Consider the following 23,473-nt stretch of genomic DNA (forward strand, 5'->3'; position numbering starts at 1 on the left):
TCATTTAATTGTCATTAGGACATTTCATGAACAAGAACCTGTACCGCATCATCTTCAATAAACGCCGTGGCCAACTGATGGTCGTCGCCGAAAATGCCTCGTCGCAAGGCAAGGCGGCCAAGGGCGAAGGCGGCCTGGATAGCGGCGTATTTGAGGGTGATGGCGGTGGCGGGCTAAGTTTAAGTGTGAATGGCCGCTTGCGGCCGCTGGCCTTGGCGATATTTGGCGCGCTGGGCATGGTGGCCTTTGTCGCCGGTCCGGCCATGGGGCAGATCGTGGCCGACCCGAACGCGCCGGGCCGCCAGCGTCCGACGGTGGTGCAAAGCGCCAATGGCGTGACCCAGGTGAATATCCAGACGCCGAGCGCGGCGGGTGTCTCGCGCAATACCTACAGCCAGTTCGACGTGACGGCGAATGGCGCCATCCTCAACAACAGCCGCGGCAATGTGCAGACGCAGACGGGCGGCTGGGTGCAGGGCAACCCGTGGCTGGCGGGCGGCAGCGCGCGCGTCATCCTCAACGAGGTCAACTCGGCAAATCCGAGCCAGTTGCGCGGCTATGTGGAAGTGGCGGGCCAGCGCGCCGAAGTCGTCATCGCCAATCCGGCTGGCGTGGCCATCGATGGCGGCGGTTTTATCAATGCCAGCCGGGTCGTGCTGACGACGGGTACGCCGATGCTCAACGATGGCAGCCTGGACGGCTACATGGTGCAGCGCGGCGTGGTCACGATCAATGGTCGCGGCCTCGATACGTCGCTGAGCGACTATACGGCCATCCTGGCGCGCGCCGCGCAAATCAATGGCGGTATCTGGGCGCAGGAACTGAAAGTGGTGACAGGAACGAATCAGATCGATGCGGCGCATGGCGTGGCGGGCGCAGCGTCTGGCGTAGGTCCTGCACCAGCCTACGCGCTGGACGTGGCGCAGCTGGGCGGCATGTATGCGGGCAAGATTACCTTGATCGGCACGGAAGCGGGCCTGGGCGTACGCAACGCGGGCGTGCTGGCGGCGACGGCGGGCAACCTGGTGCTGCAATCGAACGGCTGGCTGAGCAACAGCGGCAACATCCAGTCCGCCGGCAGCGGCAGCCAGACCAGCATCGCCGTCACGGGCGACGTGGCCAACAGCGGTACCGTGTATGCGGGCGGCGACAGCCAGGTGCAGGCGCAGGGCAATATTGCGAACAGCGGCGTGATCGGCGCGCAGAACAATGTCGGCGTGCAAGCCACGGGCGCCGGATCGCGCATCGATGCCACGGCTGGCTCGGTGCTGGCGGCCGGCTTGAATCTGGACAATACATTGACCGTCAGCGGCAAGCTGAACGTTTCCGCTGGCGACACCATTGCCGTGCACGGCACGGCCGTGGCGGGCGGCGACAGCAGCCTGGCGGCGCGCCAGCTGGACCTTGCTGGGGCGCAGGTTTCGGGCGCGAACGTCAGCCTGGGCGCCAGCGCCGGCGACCTCGACGCCAGCCGCGCCCAGGTCAGTGCCCGCGAACGCCTGCAGCTGGACGCGGCACGCACCGTGCGCAGCGATGCAGCGCAGCTGACGGGCCAGCAGTTGGGGCTGAATGCGCACGACTTGTCGAACGTGGGCGGCCAGATCACGCAACTGGGCACGGGCGATCTTTCACTTCAATTGCCGGGTAGCCTGGACAACACACGCGGCGTCATCGCCACGAATAGCCAGGCCTTGCGCCTGCAGGCCGCCAGCCTGAGCAACCAGGACGGACAGATCCAGCATGCGGGCACGGGTGCGCTGGAGCTCGGCGCGGGACAAATCAACTTGCAGCGCGGCAGCATCATCAGCAACGGCGCATTGGCGCTGACGGGAGAGCAGATTGACCACCGCGATGCGCGTACGGTGGCGGGGCAGCTCAGTATCAACGCCGGTAGCTTGGACAACCGGGGCGGCAGCCTGGCGCAGAGCGGCCAGGGGGCGACCGGCGTGCAGGTGCGCGGCGTGCTGGACAACCGCGGCGGTGCACTGGAAAGCAATGGCACGATGACGGTACAGGCGGCCGGCGTGCAGAACCAGAAGGGCCGCATCGTGGCCAGCGGCGACCTGGCACTGTCGACAGGCGCGCTGGACAATACGGAGGCGATCCTGGCGGCGGGCGGCAAGCTGCGCCTCGACAGTGGCGACATCGACAATACGCGCGGCCAGATACAGGCGCTGGCGGGCGATGCGGCCTTGACGGTCGCAAAACTGAACAATACGGCCGGCAGCGTGTTTGCTGGTGGCAATCTTGTCACCAAGGCTGGCGAGGTACTGAACAGCGGCAACCTGTATGCGGCCGGCAGCCAGACGCTGCAGGTGAACGGCGCCGTCAGCAACAGCGGCGTGATCGCTGCGCAGGGCGACAACAGCATCGATGCCAGCCGCATCGACAGCGTGGCCGGCAGCTTGCTGGGCGCCGGGGTCCGCGCCGACGGCAACTTGGCCGGCGGCGGCCAGTTGCAGCTGACGGCCACGCAAGCGATCGCGGCCCATGGCCAGAACTTGGCCGCCGGCAAGACCAGCATGCATGCTGCCGCCATCGACCTGAGCGGCAGCCAGACGGGGGGCGCGGCCATTGAGTTGAATTCCAGCGTAGGCAATGTCGTCACCGATACCGCACTGGTGACGACCACCGGTCTGCTGTCCGTGACGGCGGCCGATAGCGGCCAGATCCTGTCGAACGTGCGCGGCACCTTGAGCGCGGGCCAGTTGGATATCCAAACGGGATCGCTCGACAACCGCAGCGGCACCCTGATTCAGACGGGCAATGGCGACACCACCTTGCAAGGCAGCACCCTGGACAACACGGGCGGACGCATCGCCGTCAACAGCGCCAAGCTGGCGCTGCATGCCGACAAGGTGCTTAACCGCGACGGCAGCATCGAACATGCGGGCACGGGCCGCCTGAGTATTGAGGCGGCGCGCTTCGATGACGAACGCGGCAAGGTGACGGGCAATGGTTTAGTTGATATCCAGGCGGAAACGATCGATCACCGCCATGCCATCACTTCCGGGCAGAACGTAACAGTGCAGGCCGGCCAGCTGGACAATAGCGACGGCACCCTGCAGCAGACGGGACCGGGACAGATGCGCGTGGACGCTGCGCAGACCCTGGACAATACGCGTGGCAACATCGCCAGCAATGGCGACCTGCAAGTGCAGGCGGGCGTGCTGGACAACAGCAAGGGCCGCATTACATCCGCTGCCTCGGCGGATATTGCCAGCAAGGGGGCGCTGAACAATACCGATGGCGTGATGGCAGCGACTGCCGACTTGCATGTCGGTGGTGTGCATGTCGACAACACGCGCGGCGTATTGCAGGCGGAGAATGCACGCCTGGATGCGGCAACTTTGCTGAACCAGCAGGGCACGGTCAGCGCCGGCATGGACCTGACGACGAAAGTGAGCGGCGATCTGAACAACGCGGGCCTGCTGTACGCGGGCCGCAACCAGCAATTGACGGTGGGCGGCTTGCTCAACAACACAGGTTCCATCGCGTCCGTCAACAACACCAATATATCCGCTGGCAAGATCACCAGCAGCGGTCTGCTGGGCGCCGGCGTGAAAGCGGACGGCAGCCTGGGCACGGCGGGCGATCTGACCATCAATGCCGATGGCGTATTGCAGGCCAGTGGCCAGAATCTGGCGGCGGGCACAGCCACGCTGACGGGGGCCAATGTGGACCTGTCGGGCAGCCAGACGGGGGCAAGCAACATCGCCATTACCGCGCGCAGCGGCGATGTGCTGACGAATAAAGCCGTCATCTCGGCCAGCAATGTGCTGGCCATCACGGCCAATGTGAATAACGCCCAGTCGTTGGTGAACGGCCAGGGCCAGCTGGTGGCCGGCCAGCTGCAGTTGAACGTAGCCAACCTGAACAACGCCAGCGGCGAGATCGTGCAGACGGGCACGGGCGACACCGTCATCACCACAGGTAAGTTGGACAACACGGCCGGCCGCATCGCCGTCAACAGCAATAATCTTGCCCTGAACGCCACGGTGTTAACGAACATCAATGGCAAGCTGGACCACGCGGGCGCCGGCATCCTGGCTATCAACGCGGGCCAGTTCAACAACCAGTTCGGCAAGATCACGGGCAATGGCAAGCTCGACATTACCGCTGCGACTCTCGATCACCGCAATGCGATGACGGTGGCGAATCAGCTGACCATCAACGCCGGCAGCCTGGACAATCGCGCTGGCAGCCTGGCACAGACGGGTGCCGGATTGATGACGGTGAGCGCTGCCGGCCAGCTGGACAATACGGGCGGCAAGATCGAAGGCAATGGCGATGCGCTGGTCAAAGCTAACTCCTTGCTGAACAACACGGGCCGCATCGTGGCGGCGCAGGATGCAGTATTGAACGTGGGCAGCCTGGACAACACGGAAGGTACGGTGGCGGCGGGCCGTCACCTGAACCTTTCCGGTGGCGATATCGACAATACCAAGGGCCAGCTGCAGGCCGTGGCGGGTAACGCCACCTTGAATGTGGCGGACTTGAACAATGCGGCGGGCAGTGTGTTTGCCGGAGCAAACCTGAACGCGACACTGGCCAGCCTGACCAACACGGGCAGCTTGTATACTGCCGGCAACCAGACCTTGACCGCCAGTGGCGCCATCGTCAACACGGGCGTGATCGCCGCACAGGGCAACAACAGCATCACGGCAAAGATGCTCGACAGCAGCGCGAGCAGCCTGATCGGTGCCGGCATGCAAGCTAATGGCAAGCTGGGCACAATTGGTGACCTGACGATCAGCACAACACAAACGTTGGCCGCGTATGGCCAAAACCTGGCGGCGGGCAGCGCCAATCTGACAGGTGCCAGCATCGATATCGGCGGTAGCCAGACCAGCGCGGCCAACATCGGCTTGACGGCAACCCAGGGTGACGTCGGCACAAACAAGGCGGTGGTGACGACGCCAGGCACATTGAATGTGACGAGCAGCGCCGCGTTGCACAACACGGACGGTACCTTGCAGGCAGGCCAGCTCGACTTGCATGTGGCCAATCTGGACAACGCAAAAGGTACCATCTTGCAGACGGGCACGGGTGACACGAACATTGTCACCGGCAATCTGGACAATACGGCTGGGCGCATCGCCGTCAACAGCAAAGACTTGAACATCGATGCGGCCACGCTGACGAATCGCGATGGCAAGATCGAACATGCGGGTACGGGCATTTTGTCGGTGCAGGCTGGCGTGGTGGACAACAGCAAGGGCCGTATCACCTCGGCGGCAGCTGCTTCTGTCGTCAGCAAAGATGGGCTGAATAATACCGATGGCGTGATCGCCGCGACTACTGGCCTGCAGGTGGGTAGTACTGCGCTGGACAACACGCGTGGCGTGTTGCAGGCGGACATGTTGCGCATTGATGCGGCAACTTTGCTGAACCAGCAGGGCACGCTCAGCGCCGGCACGGACCTGACGGCGCGCATCAGTGATACGTTGAACAATGCTGGCCTGCTGTATGCGGGCCGCAACCAGCAGCTGACGGTGGGCGGCTTGCTCAACAACACAGGTTCCATCGCTTCCGTCAATAACACGACGATTACCGCTGGCAAAGTGACCAGCAGCGGCTTGCTGGGCGCTGGCGTGAAAGCGGACGGCAACTTGGGCACGGCGGGCGATCTGACCATCAATGCCGATGGTGTGTTGCAGGCCAGTGGCCAGAACCTGGCGGCGGGCACAGCCACGTTGACGGGTGCCAGTGTGGACCTGTCAGGCAGCCAGACGGGGGCAAGCAACATCGCTATTACCGCACGCAGCGGCGATGTGCTGACGAATAAAGCCGTCATCTCGGCGAGCAATGTGCTGGCCATCACCGCCAATGCGACTAACGCCCAGTCGTTGGTGAATACCCAGGGGCAACTGGTGGCCGGCCAGTTGCAGTTGAACGTAGCCAAGCTGAACAACGCCAGCGGCGAGATCGTGCAGACGGGTGCCGGGGATACCGTCATCACCACCGGCAAGCTGGACAACACGGCCGGCCGCATCGCCGCCAACAGCGCGAATCTGGCCCTGAACGCGACGGTCTTGACGAACATCAATGGCAAGCTGGAGCACGCAGGCAGCGGCCTGCTGACCATCAACGCGGGCCAGTTCAACAACCAGTACGGCAAGATCACGGGCAATGGCAAGCTCGACATCACTGCTGTGACGCTGGATCATCGCAATGCGACGACGGTGGCCAATCAGCTGGCCATCAACGCCGGCAGCCTGGATAACCGTGCCGGTAGCCTGGCCCAGACGGGTAGCGGACTGATGACGGTGAGCATCACTGGCCAGCTCGACAACACGGGCGGCAAGATCGAAGGCAATGGCGATGCACTGGTCAAAGCCGCAACCTTGCTGAACAACACGGGCCGCATTGTGGCGGCGCAGGATGCCGAGTTGAACGTCGGTAGCTTGGACAACACGGAAGGGACGGTGGCGGCGGGCCGTCACCTGAACCTTTCCGGTGGCGATATCGACAATACCAAGGGCCAGCTGCAAGCTGTGGCGGGCAACGCCACCTTGAATGTGGCGCACCTGAACAATGCGGCAGGCAGCGTGTTTGCCGGTGCGAATCTGAACACCACGCTCGATACCTTGAGCAATACCGGCAGTCTGTATGCGGCTGGCAATCAGACCCTGAACGCCAGCGGCGCCATCGTGAACACGGGCGTGATCGCGGCACAAGGCAACAGCAACATCACGGCGAAGTCCATCGACAGCAGCGCGAGCAGCTTGATCGGCGCCGGCATCCAGGCCGATGGCAAGCTGGGCACCGCTGGCGATCTGACGATCAGCACCGCGCAAGCGCTGAATGCACATGGCCAGGTCCTGGCGGCAGGCAATGCCAATCTGACCGGCGCTACGCTCGATATCAGCGGCAGCCAGACTGGCGCCGCCAACATCGGGCTGACGGCGACACAGGGCGATGTCAACGCTAGCAAGGCGGCAGTCACGACGCCCGGCACATTGAACATCACTAGCAACGCCACCTTGCACAACACGGAAGGCACCTTGCAGGCAGGTCAACTCGACCTGCACGTGGCAAACCTCGACAACGCCAAAGGCGTCGTGTTGCAAACGGGTACGGGCGACACGACTATCGTTACCGGCAATCTGGACAACACCGCCGGCCGCATCGCCGTCAACAGCAAGGACCTGAACATCGATGCCGTCACGGTCACGAACCAGGATGGCAAGATCGAGCATGCGGGCACAGGCATCTTGAATCTGCAAGCAGGCGTGCTGGATAACAGCAAGGGCCGCATCACGTCCGCTGCCTCGGCGGATATTGCCAGCAAAGGCGTGCTGAATAATACGGACGGCGTGATTGCCGCGACTGCCGACTTGCATGTCGGTGGTGTGAATATCGACAACACGCGCGGCGTGTTGCAGGCGGACAATTTACGTCTGGATGCCGCTAAATTGCTGAACCAGCAGGGCACGGTCAGCGCCGGCACGGACCTGACGGCGAAAGTGAGCGGCGATCTGAACAACGCTGGCCTGCTGTACGCGGGGCGCAACCAGCAACTGACGGTGGGCGGCTTGCTGAACAACACAGGTTCCATTGCCTCCGTTGGCAACACCCATATTACCGCTGGCAAAGTGACCAGCAGCGGCTTGCTGGGCGCCGGCGTGAAAGCGGACGGCAGCCTGGGGACGGCGGGCGATCTCACCATCAACGCCGATGGTGTGCTGCAGGCCAGTGGCCAGAATCTGGCAGCAAGTACGGCCACGTTGACGGGTGCCAGTATGGACCTGTCTGGCAGCCAGACGGGCGCGGCAAACATCGCCATCACGGCAAATACTGATGATGTCGTGACGAACAAGGCCGTGATTTCCGCCAGCAATGTGCTGGCCATTACGGCCAATGCGACTAACGCCCAGTCGTTGGTGAACAGCCAGGGCCAGCTGGTGGCAGGACAGCTGCAGCTGAACGCCGCCAACCTGAACAACGCCAGCGGCGAGATCGTGCAGACGGGCACGGGCGATACCGTCATCACTACAGGTGAGTTGGACAACACGGCCGGCCGCATCGCCGTCAACAGCAATAATCTTGCCCTGAACGCCACGGTGTTAACGAACATCAATGGCAAGCTGGAACATGCTGGTGCCGATGTGCTGGCCATCAACGCGGGTCAATTCAACAACCAGTTCGGCAAGATCACGGGCAATGGCAAGCTGGATATGATGGCTGCCACTCTGGATCATCGCAATGCAACGACGGTGGCGAATCAGCTAACTATCAACGCAGGCAGCCTGGACAACCGCAGCGGCAGCCTGGCCCAGACGGGTACGGGCCTCATGACGGTGAGCACTACGGGCCAGCTCGACAACACGGGCGGCAAGATCGAAGGCAACGGCGATGCGCTGATAAAAGCTAACTCCTTGCTGAACAACACGGGACGCATCGTGGCGGCGCAGGATGCCGAGTTGAACGTCGGTACCTTGGACAACACGGAAGGTACGGTAGCGGCGGGCCGTCACCTGAACCTTTCCGGTGGCGATATCGACAATACCAAGGGCCAGCTGCAGGCCGTGGCGGGCAACGCCACCTTGAACGTAGCGAGCCTGAACAATGCGGCAGGCAGCGTGTTTTCTGGCGCCAACCTGAACACCACGCTCGACACCGTGAATAACACGGGCAGCCTGTATGCGGCAGGGAATCAATCCTTGACCGCAACAGGTGCCATCACGAACACGGGCGTCATTGCGGCACAGGGTAACAACAACCTTACGGCAAAGTCTATCGACAGCAGCGCGAGCAGCTTGATCGGCGCCGGTATCCAGGCCGATGGCAAGCTGGGCACGTCGGGTGACTTGACGATCAGCACTGCGCAGAACCTCGCCGCGCATGGCCAGATTCTCGCCGCAGGTAGTGCCAATCTGACCGGCGCCACGCTCGATATCACCGGCAGCCAGGCCAGCGGTGCCAACGTCGGCCTGACGGCCACCCAAGGTGACGTCAGTACGAACAAGGCGGTCGTGACGACCTCGGGTACGTTGAGTGTGGCGACCAAAGCCACCTTGCATAATACGGAAGGGACATTGCAGGCAGGCCAGCTCGACCTGCACGTGGCAAACTTGGACAACGCCAAAGGCGTCGTGTTGCAAACGGGCACGGGTAATACGGTCATCCAGACCGGCAGTCTGGACAATACGGCCGGCCGCATCGCCGTCAACAGCGCAAACTTGAACATCGATGCCGTCAGCGTCACGAACAAGGACGGCAAGATTGAGCATGCGGGCACGGGCATCTTGAATCTGCAAGCAGGTGTGCTGGATAACCGCAAGGGCCGCATCACGTCCGCAGCCTCGGCGGATATTGTCAGCAAAGGCGTGCTGAATAATACGGACGGCGTGATTGCCGCGACTGCCGACTTGCATGTCGGTGGCGTGCATGTCGACAACACGCGCGGCATATTGCAGGCGGACACCTTGCGTCTGGATACGGCCAGCTTGCTGAACCAGCAGGGCACGCTCAGCGCCGGCACGGACCTGACGGCGCGCATCAATGATACGTTGAACAATGCTGGCCTGTTGTATGCGGGCCGCAACCAGCAACTGACGGTGGGCGGCTTGCTCAACAACACAGGTTCTATCGCGTCCGTCAACAACACCAATATATCCGCTGGCAAGATCACCAGCAGCGGTCTGCTGGGCGCCGGCGTGAAAGCGGACGGCAGCCTGGGCACGGCGGGCGATCTGACCATCAATGCCGATGGCGTATTGCAGGCCAGTGGCCAGAATCTGGCGGCGGGCACAGCCACGTTGACGGGTGCCAGTGTGGACCTGTCAGGCAGCCAGACGGGGGCAAGCAACATCGCTATTACCGCACGCAGCGGCGATGTGCTGACGAATAAAGCCGTCATCTCGGCGAGCAATGTGCTGGCCATCACGGCCAATGCAAACAACGGCCAGTCACTGGTGAATACCCAGGGTCAGCTGGTGGCAGGACAGCTGCAGCTGAACGTAGCCAAGCTGAACAACGCCAGCGGCGAGATCGTGCAGACGGGCACGGGCGACACCGTTATCACCACGGGCAAGCTGGATAACACGGCAGGCCGCATCGCCGCCAACAGCAATAATCTTGCCCTGAACGCGACGGTCTTGACGAACATCAATGGCAAGCTGGAACATGCTGGTGCCGGTGTGCTGGCCATCAACGCGGGCCAGTTCAACAACCAGTCCGGCAAGATCACGGGCAATGGCAAGGTCGATATCACGGCAACCACTCTCGATCATCGCAATGCGATGACGGTGGCGAATCAGCTGACCATCAACGCCGGCAGCCTTGACAACCGTGCCGGTAGCCTGGCCCAGACGGGTAGCGGACTGATGACGGTGAGCATCACTGGCCAGCTCGACAACACGGGCGGCAAGATCGAAGGCAATGGCGATGCACTGGTCAAAGCCGCAACCTTGCTGAACAACACGGGCCGCATTGTGGCGGCGCAGGATGCCGAGTTGAACGTCGGTAGCCTGGACAACACGGAAGGGACGGTGGCGGCGGGCCGTCACCTGAACCTTTCCGGTGGCGATATCGACAATACCAAGGGCCAGCTGCAAGCTGTGGCGGGCAACGCCACCTTGAATGTGGCGCACCTGAACAATGCGGCAGGCAGCGTGTTTGCCGGTGCGAATCTGAACACCACGCTCGATACCTTGAGCAATACCGGCAGTCTGTATGCGGCTGGCAATCAGACCCTGAACGCCAGCGGCGCCATCGTGAACACGGGCGTGATCGCGGCACAAGGCAACAGCAACATCACGGCGAAGTCCATCGACAGCAGCGCGAGCAGCTTGATCGGCGCCGGCATCCAGGCCGATGGCAAGCTGGGTACGACTGGGGACCTGACGATCAGCACAACACAAACGTTGGTCGCGCATGGCCAGACTCTGGCGGCAGGCGGCGCCAATTTGACTGGCGCCAGCGTTGATATCAGCGGTAGCCAGACCGGCGCCGCCACCATCGGTCTGACGGCAACACAGGGCGATGTGAGTACCAATAAAGCCGTAGTGAGCACGCCTGGCGCCTTGACGATCCATGCGCAAGACACCTTGCGCAATACGGAAGGACAACTTAGTGCTGGCCATCTTGAGCTGCACGTAGGTAACCTGGACAACACCAAAGGCACCGTGATCCAAACGGGCACGGGCGACACTGTCATCCAAACGGGCAAGCTGGACAACAGCGCCGGGCGTATCGCCGTCAATAGTAATAATTTGACTCTGGACGCGTCCACCCTGACGAATGCAGGCGGCAAGATCGAGCATGCCGGCAGCGGCACCCTGGCCATCACGGCAGCCACCTTGCAGGGCGCCAGCGGCAGCATCATCGGCAATGGCGCCGTCGATCTGAAGGCCGGTCTGTTCGACCACGCCAACGCCACCACCACGGGACGCTCCCTGAGCGTGCAGGCGGACAGCCTGAGCAACCGGGGCGGCCATCTGCTGCAGACGGGCGCGGGAGGCATGACGGTCGCCGTCACGGGTCTGCTGGACAATACGAATGGAGAAATCGCCGGCAATGGCGTGTTGTCGGTACAGACCGGCAGCCTGGACAACAGCAAAGGCAAGATCACCTCGGCCACTTCCGCCGACATCGTCAGCACTGGCGCACTCGTCAATACCGACGGCGTGATCGCGGCGGCAACCGATCTGCACCTGGGCGGCGCCATCAACAATACGCGCGGCTTGCTGCAGGCGGGTACTGGCGTTCTCAGCCTGGATGCGGCCAGTCTGCGCAATGCGCAAGGTACGCTCAGCGCGGGCACCGATATCACGACCAAGGTCAGCGGTGACGTGCTCAACGCAGGCGTGCTGTACGCAGGACGCAACCAGACCTTGGACATCGGTGGCTTGCTGAGCAATACGGGCTCGCTCGCCGCCCTGGGCAATACGGCGATCACGGCGGGTAGCCTGAGCGGTAACGGTTTGCTGGCGGCAGGCATGCGCGCCGATGGCAGCTTTGCCTCGGCTGGTGACCTGGCGGTGACGGCCCGTGGCGTCTTGCAAGCCGGTGGCCAGAACATGGCGGCGGGCCAGTTGCAGCTGACGGGCGCGTCGGTCGATGCGGGCGGCAGCCAGACCAGCGCAGCGAATATCGGCTTGACGGCCTTGACGGGCAATGTGACGACCAGCAAGGCGGTCGTGTCTACCAATGGCCTATTGAGCATCACGGCGAATGCCGCCAATGGCCAGGCACTGGTCAACCAGGGCGGCAGCCTGAGCGCCGGGCAGCTGGCCTTGCGGGTGGCCAACCTGGACAACACCAAGGGGACCTTGATCCAGACGGGCGCTGGCGACACGGTCATCGAGACGGGCAAGCTGGATAACACCGGCGGGCGCATCGCCGTCAACAGTACCAATCTGCGCCTGCAGGCAGGCGACTTGACGAATATCGACGGCAAGATCGAGCATGCAGGCAAGGGTGTGCTGGACGTCCGCGCCACGAATCTGTATGGCCAGCGGGGCCAGCTGACGGGCAATGGTGCATTGGGCGTGGCGGCCAATTACATCGATCACCGCAACGCGAGCCTGCTGGCGCAGCAGGTGAACGTCTCCGCCGGCATCCTCGATAATCGCCAAGGGCAGATCACGCAGCTGGGCACGAACGCGGCAACAGTGCTGGCCAGCACGCGCCTGGACAATAGCGGTGGCAAGATCGAGGCAAATGGCAATGTGCGCGTGGAAACGGGCGAGTTGCTCAACGATCATGGCCGTATTGCTTCCGCGCAAGATGTTAATGTGGCGGCGACGGGCAAGCTGGACAACACCAGCGGCGTGATCATTGCCGGGCGCGACCTGACGCTGGCTGGCGGCAAGGTGGACAATACCCTGGGACAGCTGCAGGCGGCGGGCGGCAATGCGCAATTGACGATGGACGAGCTGCTCAATGCGCAGGGCAGCATCGTTGCCAGCGGCAATCTGACGACGACGGCGGGCAGCGTGCGCAGCAGTGGCAGCCTGTTTGCCGCCGGTGAGCAAGTGCTGAAGGTGAGCGGCGCGCTGGAGAACACGGGCGTGATCCTGGCCCAGGGCAACAACACCATCAGCGCCAATACCGTCAACAGCGGCGCGTCCAGCCTGATTGGCGCGGGCGTGAAAGCCGACGGCAGCTTGCAGACGAGCGGCAACTTGCAGGTCACGACGCAACAGGCGCTGGGTGCCCATGGCCAGGTGCTGGCGGCAGGCAATGCCGTCCTGAGCGGCGGCAGCGTCGACCTTGGCGGCAGCCGCAGCAGTGCCGGCAATATCAATCTAACGGCGACAACAGGCGACGTCAGCACCAGCGGTGCCGTGGTCACCACGCCGGGCGCCTTGACGATCACGGCCGGTGCGAATAGCCAGGCCTGGAACAACCAGCGCGGCGATATCAGCGCTGGCCAGCTGGCCGTTGGCGTGGGCAACCTGAACAACCAGCAAGGCAGCATCGTGCAGACGGGTACCGGCAATACGGTCATCGAGCTGACATCGCCAGCGGGCGTGCTGGACAACACGGGTGGACGCATCGCCGTCAACAGCGCCAACCTGGGCCTGAAAGCAGGCATCCTGACGAATACGGATGGCAAGATCGAGCACGCGGGCAGCGGTACCTTGAACTTACAGGCCACGCAGTTGAACGACCTGCGCGGACAGATCACGGGCAATGGCGCCCTGGTCGTCACAGCCGGCACCATCGACCACCGCAACGCCAGCACCATCGCGCAGCAAGTGAGCGTGACGGGTAGTACCCTGGACAATGCGGGTGGCAACCTGACGCAGCTGGGTAAAGGTGATACCAGCATTCAATTGACGACCAGCCTGGACAATCGTGGTGGCACGATCGCCAGCAATGGCAACACCAATATCGTTGCCCCGAGCCTGAACAACCAGGGCGGCAAGCTGCAGGCGGCCGGCACGGCCAATCTGACGGTGACGGCGAACAACGTGCTGGACAATAGTCATGGCGGCGCCATCGCTGGCGGCGGCAATGTCGTGCTGGGTGCTGGCAGCCTGCTGAACCAGGGCGGCAGCGCCACGGCGGGTGGGCAGCTGACGGCAAATGTGGCGCAGGCCTTGAACAATGCGGGCGGCTTGCTGGCCGCCACGGGCAATATGACCGTGAACGCGGCCAGCGTCGACAACAGCGCGGGCGGCAAGCTGGCCTCGGTGCAAGGCCAGTTGCAGGTTACCTCCACGGGCGCCACCGTCAATAATGGCGGCACCATGCAAGCGGGTGGCGACATCATCCTGAGCAATGGCGGCCTGTGGAACGCGCAGGGCACCATTGCCGGCGCGAACGTCACGCTCGACACGCATGGTCAACTGTTCAACAACAACCAAGGCACCCTGGCGGGCACGGGAACCGTCAACTTGCAGACGGGCATCCTGGACAACGATGGCGGCCTGCTGCAGTCGGGCGGCGCCATGACCATCGATACGCACGGCAATGCCTTGCTCAACACCAATGCGGGCGCGTATGCGGTGCGCCATCCCGGCAGTGCCGGCGGCATCAGCAGCGGCGCAGGATTGACCCTGCAAACGGGCAGCTGGAACAATGCGGGCGGCTACCTGGGCGCCGCTGGCAACATCACGGGCAGCGTGGGCCCGCTGGATAACCGTGGCGGCCAGATCGTCGGCAAGTCGGCGCTGGATTTGACCTTGAGCGGCTTGCATAACCAGGGCGGACAAATCCAGGTGCTGGGCAAGATCGGCCTGAACGCCGGTGGCGGCAGCGTCAACAACCAGCAAGGCTTGATCCGTTCCGGCGCGGCCGTCACGCTGACGGCTGGTGCGATCGACAATGCCAGCACCCTGGGCGCGAACCAGGGCATCGAAGGCATCCATGTGACCCTGAACAGTGCCAACGTCAGCAATGTGCAGGGCGCGGTGCGCGCCGATGGCAACCTGGCGATCAACAGCGCTGGCAGCATCAACAATACCTTGGGCATGTTCAGCGCTGGCGGCGTGCTGGCGTTGCAGGACACAGGCCCCGGCCGTGGACTGGCCGTGACCAATACGGGCGGCACCATCATCGGCGGCCAGCGTACCGACATCCGGGCGGGCAGCCTGAGCGGCGACGGCAAGGTACTGTCGCAGAAAGACATGGCGCTGGACCTGGCCGGCAACTTTACGCTGAACGCGGGCGCCGAAGTCATGGCCAACGGCAATGCGGATATCACCATCGGCGGGCAACTGGTGAACGCGGGCAAGATACAGGCGCTCAGCATGCTGACCCTTGGCGCCGCCAATTTCGATAACACGGCGACGGGCGACATCAACGCGGGCACGACGCGCGTCAATGTCGGTGGCCTGCTGAACAACCACGGCGTGATCGATGGCATCAGCACACAACTGAACGTCGGCACGCTGAACAACATGGGCACGGGGCGCATCTACGGTGATCATCTGAGCATAGCCGGCGGCACCGTCAACAATGACGTGGAGGGCGGGATTGCAGCCACCATCGCGGCGCGCAGCCGCCTTGACATCGGCGTGACGACGCTGAACAACCGCGAACACGGCCTGATCTTCAGCGGCGGCGACATGGCGATTGGAGGTTACCTGGACGGCAATCGCATCGCCACAGGCTGGGCGGGATCGGTGACGAATGCCAGCGCGACGATTGAGGCGCTGGGGAATCTGGAGATGGGGGCGAGTCAGTTCCGAAATTTAAATACGCATTTCAGGATCGAGACGCTCGATAGCGGGACTGAAAGTGTCATAGAGTACGGGAGCCTGCTCCCTGGCGAAAAGGACAAGCGCTTTCGTAGCGAAGGCGGTAATGTTGTTGATGGAAATGGGATAGTACAAAAAGAGTACGTCATCTACCGGCTGACACGTACCTCGCGTACAGAAACCGTGGTGGATACCGATCCGGCGAAACTACTGGCGGGTGGCAATGTGACGATTCGCTCCAGCGATGCGCGCAATGAGCAAAGCCATGTCATTGCGGGTGGGAGGCTCCTCATGGAAGGAACCAAGCTTGTCAATCCGTCAGTTGATCTGCATACCTATTCTAAGGAGACGGGAACATCCGAGAATGTCTTGTATGTGCCTTCGAGCGCCTGGGGCGGCTATGTTCAGAAACCGATGGGAGAGCAGAACCTGACGCCGGTCGAACATAGCTCGGTGGATCCGGTCAATCAGATTTATCAAAAAACGCCAAACGCACCGCCGTCGTCGGCAGGTGTAAGCGGCGTCACTGGCGGCACCAGCGGCGCCGGCGCCACCAGTGCAAATGTGACGCACACGGCAGTGAATGGTACGCCTGGCAGCGTTGCAGGTGTAAATGCTGCTGGAGGGACAGGCGCGGGGACAGCTAGCGGCACGGGGGCATTGACCGGTGCCAGCGGCACGGGCAATGCCGGTCAGGTGGGCAATGTCGGCGCGCTCAGCGGTTCAGCCGCCGCTGGCGCCACAGGTGCGGGCGTACAGATGGCGACGTCGGGTATCGACACTGGCCGTGCCACGGTGGGTGCCGATGGCAAGAGCGCGGACGCGGTGGTAGCGCAAGGTACCCAAGATGGCAGTGGCCGAATTGGTAACGCGGGGAAAACAGCCGGCCATGGCGCGGTGCAGGGCGGTTCCGCCGGTGCGGCCACAGGAAGCGGCGCTGCCAGCACGGTCGATTCTGCCTTGCTGGCGCGTGACGCGCAGGGTGGTCCCGGCGCGGTCGGCGGGGGCAGCGGCTTGCAAGGTAGCGGACGTCTCGGTAGCGCTGGCCAGTCGGCTGGGCACGGGGGCGTACAGGGCGGCTCTGTTGCTACCGTTGGCGGTGCCGCTGGGGTTGGCACGGTCGATCCCGCCTTGCTGGCAGTTGGGACACAAGGCGGACCCGATGCGGTAGGGGGGACCGGCGGCTTGCGAGGTAGCGGGCGCCTTGGCAGCGGGGGCCAGACAGCAGGCCACGGCAGTGTGCAAGATGGCAGCGTTGCCGCCGTCGGCGGAGTGGCTGGTGACGGCAAGGTAGATGCGGGCTTGCTGGCGAAAAATACGCAAGGTGGCCCTGCCTCAGTGAGTGGCGGCAACGGCTTGCAGGGGAGCGAGCGTGCCGGCAATGCTGGCCAAGCGCTCAGCCTGGCGGGCGTCAAGCAGGAACTTGCGGCAGGTGCTACGGGGCCGGGCAAGGCCACACAGTCTGGCATGGCCGCAGTGAATAGCGCCACAGTCTCGAGCTCCAGCGGTGGTGCATCGCATGTTGCCGGGGCCAGTGGCACTTCCGCCGGACGCATGACGGTCATCGGCCAGATTGCATTGGCGAATCCTTCCGGCCGCGCCCAGGTTGTACGTACGACCTCGCCTTCCACGCAAATTCCGAATGCCAGCCTGTTCAGGACGAGTCCCGGACCTGCATCGCGTTTCCTCGTGGAAACGGATCCCCGTTTTGCCAATTACAAGGACTGGACGGGGTCGGACTACCTGACCAGCAAGGTCCAGCTCGATCCGACAGTGACACAAAAGCGCCTGGGCGATGGTTTTTACGAGCAACGCATGGTGCGCGAGCAGATCGCGGAACTGACGGGACAGCGCTTTGCTGGCGACTATTCCAGTGATGACCAGCAGTATCGCGGGCTGATGGATGCCGGTGCAGCCTTTGCCCAGACCTGGGACCTGCGTCCCGGCCTGGCGCTGACGCCGGCACAGATGGCGGCGCTGACCAGCGATATCGTCTGGCTGGTGGAAAAGGACGTGACCCTGGCCGATGGCTCCACGCAAAAGGTACTGGTGCCGCAAGTGTACGTGCGCGTGCGCGAAGATGATCTCGACGGCGCAGGCAGCCTGCTGGCGGGGAAAGAAGTCGATATCCGCTTGTCGGGCGACTTGGTGAATAGCGGAACCATTGCCGGGCGTGACGTCGTGTTGCTGAATGCCGAGAATGTCAGCAATATGGGTGGCCGTGTTGGTGCTGACAATGTCGGCATTGCGGCGCGCAGCGACTTGAATAATATCGGCGGTACCATCTCGGCCAATAATGCATTGCAGGCGAGCGCTGGACGTGACATTAATATCTCCACGGATACACTTGAGGACGGCCGCTACCTGGGCCGCGTGGCGGGCCTGTACGTAAGCGGCGATGCCGCCGCTGGCGCCAGCCTGGTGCTGTCGGCAGGACGGGATATCAGTATTGCCGGCGGTATTGTCGGCAATGCCGCCAAGGGTGGCGTCACGTCAATTTCCGCAGGGCGCGACCTGAGTGTCGATACGGTGGTGGCTACCTCCGGTAGCGGCTTGTCGGCCAAGCGTATCGAGCAACAGGTAGGCGAAGTCCACGGCGATAAAGTGGCACTAATCGCTGGCAATGACATCAATAACCGTGGCGCCAGTATTGTGGCGGAATCCCAGTTGCTGGCCAGTGCTGGCCGCGATATTAACGTGGTAAGCACCACCGTCAGCAATGCAAGTCAGGAACGGCCAGGTAACAACTCGACCAGTACCACCATCGGCTCGACGGCGGGCCTGTATGTAACGGGTACGGAAGCAGGCAACGCCTTGGTCATCCAGGCTGGCCGGGACGTGACAGTGACGGGCGGCGTCATCGCCAATGCGGGCGTGAACGGCCAGACCAGCGTGATTGCCGGCAATAATCTGACGCTCAACACCGTGAGCGTGGCCTCCACCTACAATGACATACGCAATGCCGACAATTACAGCAAGCAGAGCAAGACTAGCGAAGTGGGCAGCCAGATCATGGGCGCAGGCAATGTCAATTTGCAGGCCGGCCATGACCTGACCGCGCGCGCGGCGGACGTGCAGGCGGGCGGTACCTTGGGATTGGTGGCCGGTAACGATATCAGTTTGATCAATGGCTTCCAGAACGAAGTGACGGATGTCGCCAGCAAATCGACGAAGAAGGGCTCCTGGAACAAGACCACAACGACCAAGCATGACGTGGTCGACACGACCACGGCGATCGGCACCTCGCTTGGTGGCAGCAGCGTGACGGTGCAGGCGGGGCGCGATCTGCAAGTCACGGGGTCGAGCATCTTGAGTGACGATGCGACGAAATTATTCGCGGGTAACAACATCACTATTGATGCGGCCACCAATAGCGTGTACGAACTGCATCATTCCAGCACCAAGAAAAGCGGTTTCATGAGCAGCGGCGGCATCGGCTTCAGCTATGGCACCAAGACCACGACGGTGGATCAGGAGCGCGACGCTATCCTGCAAAGCGGCGAGGCGCGCAGTTCGATTGGCGCCACAAATGGTGCGCTGACGATGGTCGCCGGCAATAACGTGACAATTGGCGGCAGCGATATTCTTGCCGCCACCGATCTCGACATCGTCGGCAAGAGCGTTACCATCAAGCCTGGGCAGGACAATGAGAAGGGCAAGTTCGAAGTCAAGACGACGCAGGATGGCTTGACCCTGGCTCTGGGTGGCAGCGTGATCAGCGCCATCCAGACCCTGCAAACCATGAGTTCCGCGGCCAGTACGGCCAAGGATGGCCGCGTCACGGCGATGGCGGCGGCGACCACGGCCATGGCGGCGAACGCCGCGGCCAAGGACATGATGAAGGAAGGTGGACCAAGCATCAGCATCAGCTTGACGGCAGGCCATTCTGAAAGCATACAGACGCAAACGACGGCGAGCACCACGCATAGCGGCAGCGTATTGACAGGCAACAATATTAATATCACGGCCATGGGTGGCGGCAAGGATAGCAACATCAATATCCTGGGCAGCGACCTGAATGCGAAGAACGATATCCGCCTGCATGCCGATAACAATGTCAACTTGCTGGCGGAACAGGATACGGAAAGCCAGCACAGCAAGAGTTCGAGCATAAGCGCGTCGGCTGGTGTGGCGGCCAGCGTCAGCAGCAAGGGTATGTCCTTCGGTTTCACAGCCAGCGTCAGCGGCAGCAAGGGCCATGAGGATGGCGACGGCACAACGCAGCTCAATACGCATGTGAATGCGGGCGACAAGCTGGTTATCACAAGCGGTGGCGACACCAATATCAAGGGCGCCATCGCCAGCGCCAACCAGGTCATTGTCGACATCAAGGGCAACCTGAACGTGGAAAGCCTGCAGGACACGGCCAAGTTCGACAGCAAGAGCCAGAGCATGTCCGCCAGCGGTACCGTGGGCTTTGGCGCCAGCGTCAGCGGTAGTTATAGCCAGAGCAGCATGCACAACGACTATGCCAGCGTGCAGGAGCAAAGCGGCATCAAGGCGGGCAATGGCGGCTTCCAGATCAAGGTGGCTGGCAATACGGATTTGAAGGGCGCCGTCATCAGCGCCACGGAGGCGGGCAAGCTGGATAGCAGCCTGACCACCGCGACCCTGACGCACAGCGATATCGCCAATCATGCGATATCGAAGGGGAGCAGTGTGGGAGTGTCGGGTGGAATGTCGTTTGCTGGCACGGGAACACGAAATGAGAACCTGACGGATGTCGCTGGCAAAAAAGATGCTACGACAGTGGGCCTGCCAGCTATCGTTTCCCTCAGCGAAAATTCCACCAGCACGACCCGCAGCGGCATCAGCGGCGGCACAATCGTCATCACCGACGATGCGGCTCAGCGCGCGGCGACGGGCAAGGGCGTGGATGAAGCTATTGCCGGTGTGAACCGCGATGTGACGACTGGAGTGGATAGTAGCGGCAAAATTGGCAATAATTTTGACAAGGCTGCGTTGCAGGCGACGATGGACGTGACGAAGGAGTTTGTCAAGGCGGCAGCACCGTTGGTTGCCAACTGGGTAGGTGACATCGGCGCACAAAAGCAAGAAGCCGCCAAGCAGGAAATAATTAAAAATAAGAGTTTGGCTGAAGAAGCGAAGAGAAGCGGTAACGAAGAAGAAGTTGCTCGATTCGAGAAATTGGCCACGCAAGCGAAAGAAAACTACGAATCATGGGGGGATAATGGTGCAAATCGTATTGCTTTACACGCTGGAACGCAGGGTCTGATTGGCGCATTGGCTGGCGGAGGGGCTGGCGCACTTGGTAGCGCTTCCGGAGTTGTGGGTGGGAATCTTGGCCAAAAACTAGGCAAAGAATTGGCCGAGAAGGAAGCTGATCGTCTGAAGTTAGACGATGTGGCGCGCCTATCATTGGTCAATTCTTATCAACAAATGTTTGCAAGCCTTGGTGGCGCAGTCGGTGGTTTAGCCGCAGCAGGTGCTAGCGGCCAGACTGGGGTGGGGGCACTGTCGTCAGTAACGCAAGGGAGTGGCAGTGCGACAGCTGTGGATGTCAACAACCGGCAGTTGCATACGGAAGAGATTCATTTGATTGAAAAGCTGGCGAAAGAAAAAGCCAAAGCGGAATGTCGTGACCCCTCGTGCGAGGCACGGTATGCAATCGCCATGGCCGATGCGATGGAGCGTACCGCCAAGGGATTGGTTGACGACAAGGAGTACGCGAAAAACATGGCCTATTTGCAGAAGTTAGTGCAGGCCTCCAGTGATCCTAACAGCGAGGGCGCACGCGGTGAATTACAGTCGTACTTGACGCGACTGCAAACTGCGGAGAGCATGCTGGAACCATACATGGGAACGCTCATCACGGTGCGGGGCGTCGTTATGACAGGGGACGGCGCGCCGCAGGGCTATTTCGGGGCCACGCCGTCGCAACGGAGCGACCCATATCTCAACGACGTTTTAGGTATGCAACCGCCTGGTTCTGTGATGCCCGGCGTGGAGATTCGCGACCAGAACCGGCTCGATTATTTTGCTGCTTTGAATGGTTCCGCTCAGAAGCAATACTGGGCCGAGGAATGGTTGATGGGGATAAAGCTCGGCAACACCTTGTCGGGCACGATCGGGCGGTGGTGGGCGGGAGCGGATGTGGCCTTGGCCGGGAAGGTGAGTTCGTCGGCGAGCGGCAATCTGAGCGCCAGTAAAATCACCGAGGAAAGCATGGCGTTACGATTGCTCCCGTCGGAACAAGCCATCCTTGCGCAAATAGGCAAACTGCCCAACACGACGCTGCAAGGCGACCTGCGCGAGTATGTTACCAATAGCTATTTCATGCGAAATGGATTCAAGTCGTTTGAGGGGAAATGCGGCACCAATTGCTTTGATGGGGTATATGTCAAGGGGGATCTGGTGTATATCAACGAGGTCAAACCGTTGAATGCAAATGGGTCGATAAAACTTACTGGAGCGAATAGCGGAACTAAACTGGACGCACAGATGACGGATGAATGGATATCTGGAGCGATTGAGCGTCTTGCAAAATCAGGTGACGCGACTTTGATGCAGACCGCCGAGTTGTTGACGAAGGCGAGGGATAACGGTCGACTTGTAAAAATGGTTACAGGTGTTGGTGATGATGGGGCAGTAGTCATAAAATTAAATGGAGGTAGAAAGTGATGGCGGAACGTAGTCCGGCAGACAGGTTGAAAAGTCTTGTGTCATTTTGGGAAGGGCGAATTTCCGACTCCGTTGATAGCTATATGTATCGGCGCAAGCAAGTGCGGCTGGGTGCCGTTCTCACAAGCTTGGCTGCGCACGCGCGTGCTAGCGCCATGTACAGTTTCTTCGTAGAAAGAAATCTCGATAAGTTCAAGCAGAACTGTTATCTCGCTAGCCGGTTGGCACTGGCGAGCATTGGGCAGGATGGTGGCGCGAGCTTCTGTGTTGGGGGGGAATTGTTGTATGGTATGCTTTCCGACAACGAGAAAGTGATCGCAGCAATCGCAGTTGCGGAAACCGAAGAGCTTATTCGACAGCGCAACGGCCCCACCCTCACTGCATTTCATGTCCACATGATCCAACTTGCATTGCGCGGTGACGACGGTGCCTTACTGTCCAAAATTGAGAAGGTGGCCAAGAACGGCCGCAAGCCAGATCGTGCCGATAGTGCTGCAGGCCAGGATTTTTTCTCCCTGCTGCTTAAACGTGACCAAGCTGGCTTGGAGCATTTCATACAGACGCGAAGCGCACGCGTCAAAAGCTCGGATGCGGCCGAGGAAGATTTCCTTTCCTATCTGGGTGTGCTGCAGACTAAGTTATGCTGGATCAGGGGCATTCCTGTCCAAATCGATAGCCTTCTGGTACCGATGGCATTGATGCCGGTGCGCCCCTTGGCGCACTATGACGATGTCTATGAATTCCTTGCGCCTGGATGGGCTCCTCCTCCTCAAGGTGCCGTCGCAGACATTCTCCGTTGGCTAAAAAGACGGTTCGAGTAATTCATTGAGCTACTTTAGCCTTATATGCGGTACGCCTGGGGGGGCGGGGTCAGGTCCGACTTTTGTACACGGTCTCAACCTTTGCCGTCTTGATCGACAGCAAGTTGCGCTTTATTAAATGCCAATACGGCCCGACTGACTGTCTTGCTCGACACGTGAAAAGCGGCGGCGATGTGGGACATGGTAAAAGCGGTTGACAGATAAGCGCGTGCCATGGCCTCGTCTCTGTCGCTATAGCGGAGGCCGGGGTCAGGTCCGGTATTCGTACACGATCTCAGCCTTGGTCGTCTCGATCTGCAGCAGTGAAATAGCCCCTTGATTCACCAGACACAGCCTATGCGTTATTCTTACGGA

2 protein-coding genes are annotated in these 23,473 nt (G+C 61.5%); both read left to right on the forward strand.

What is annotated here, in order from left to right; translation table 11 throughout:
* The first annotated feature begins 26 nt into the window (after positions 1–26).
* Positions 27–22,298 carry a filamentous hemagglutinin N-terminal domain-containing protein gene (locus OPV09_RS13410; RefSeq protein ID WP_338682086.1) on the forward strand — a complete coding sequence of 7,424 codons (22,272 nt, stop codon included), beginning with the start codon at positions 27–29 and terminating at the stop codon, positions 22,296–22,298.
* On the forward strand, positions 22,298–23,119 hold the full coding sequence (locus OPV09_RS13415; RefSeq protein WP_338682087.1) for an Imm49 family immunity protein: 822 nt from the start codon (positions 22,298–22,300) through the stop codon (positions 23,117–23,119). The genes OPV09_RS13410 and OPV09_RS13415 overlap by 1 nt, the downstream gene beginning before the upstream one ends.
* Positions 23,120–23,473 lie beyond the last annotated feature (354 nt).

Source organism: Janthinobacterium sp. TB1-E2 (assembly GCF_036885605.1).
GTDB classification, from domain to species: Bacteria; Pseudomonadota; Gammaproteobacteria; order Burkholderiales; family Burkholderiaceae_D; genus Janthinobacterium; species Janthinobacterium aestuarii.

What these genes read in the sequence shown, in the direction of transcription:
- OPV09_RS13410 (WP_338682086.1), top strand. Translation starts at nt 27, where the DNA reads ATGAACAAGAACCTGTACCGCATCATCTTCAATAAACGCCGTGGCCAA.
- OPV09_RS13415 (WP_338682087.1), top strand. Translation starts at nt 22,298, where the DNA reads ATGGCGGAACGTAGTCCGGCAGACAGGTTGAAAAGTCTTGTGTCATTT.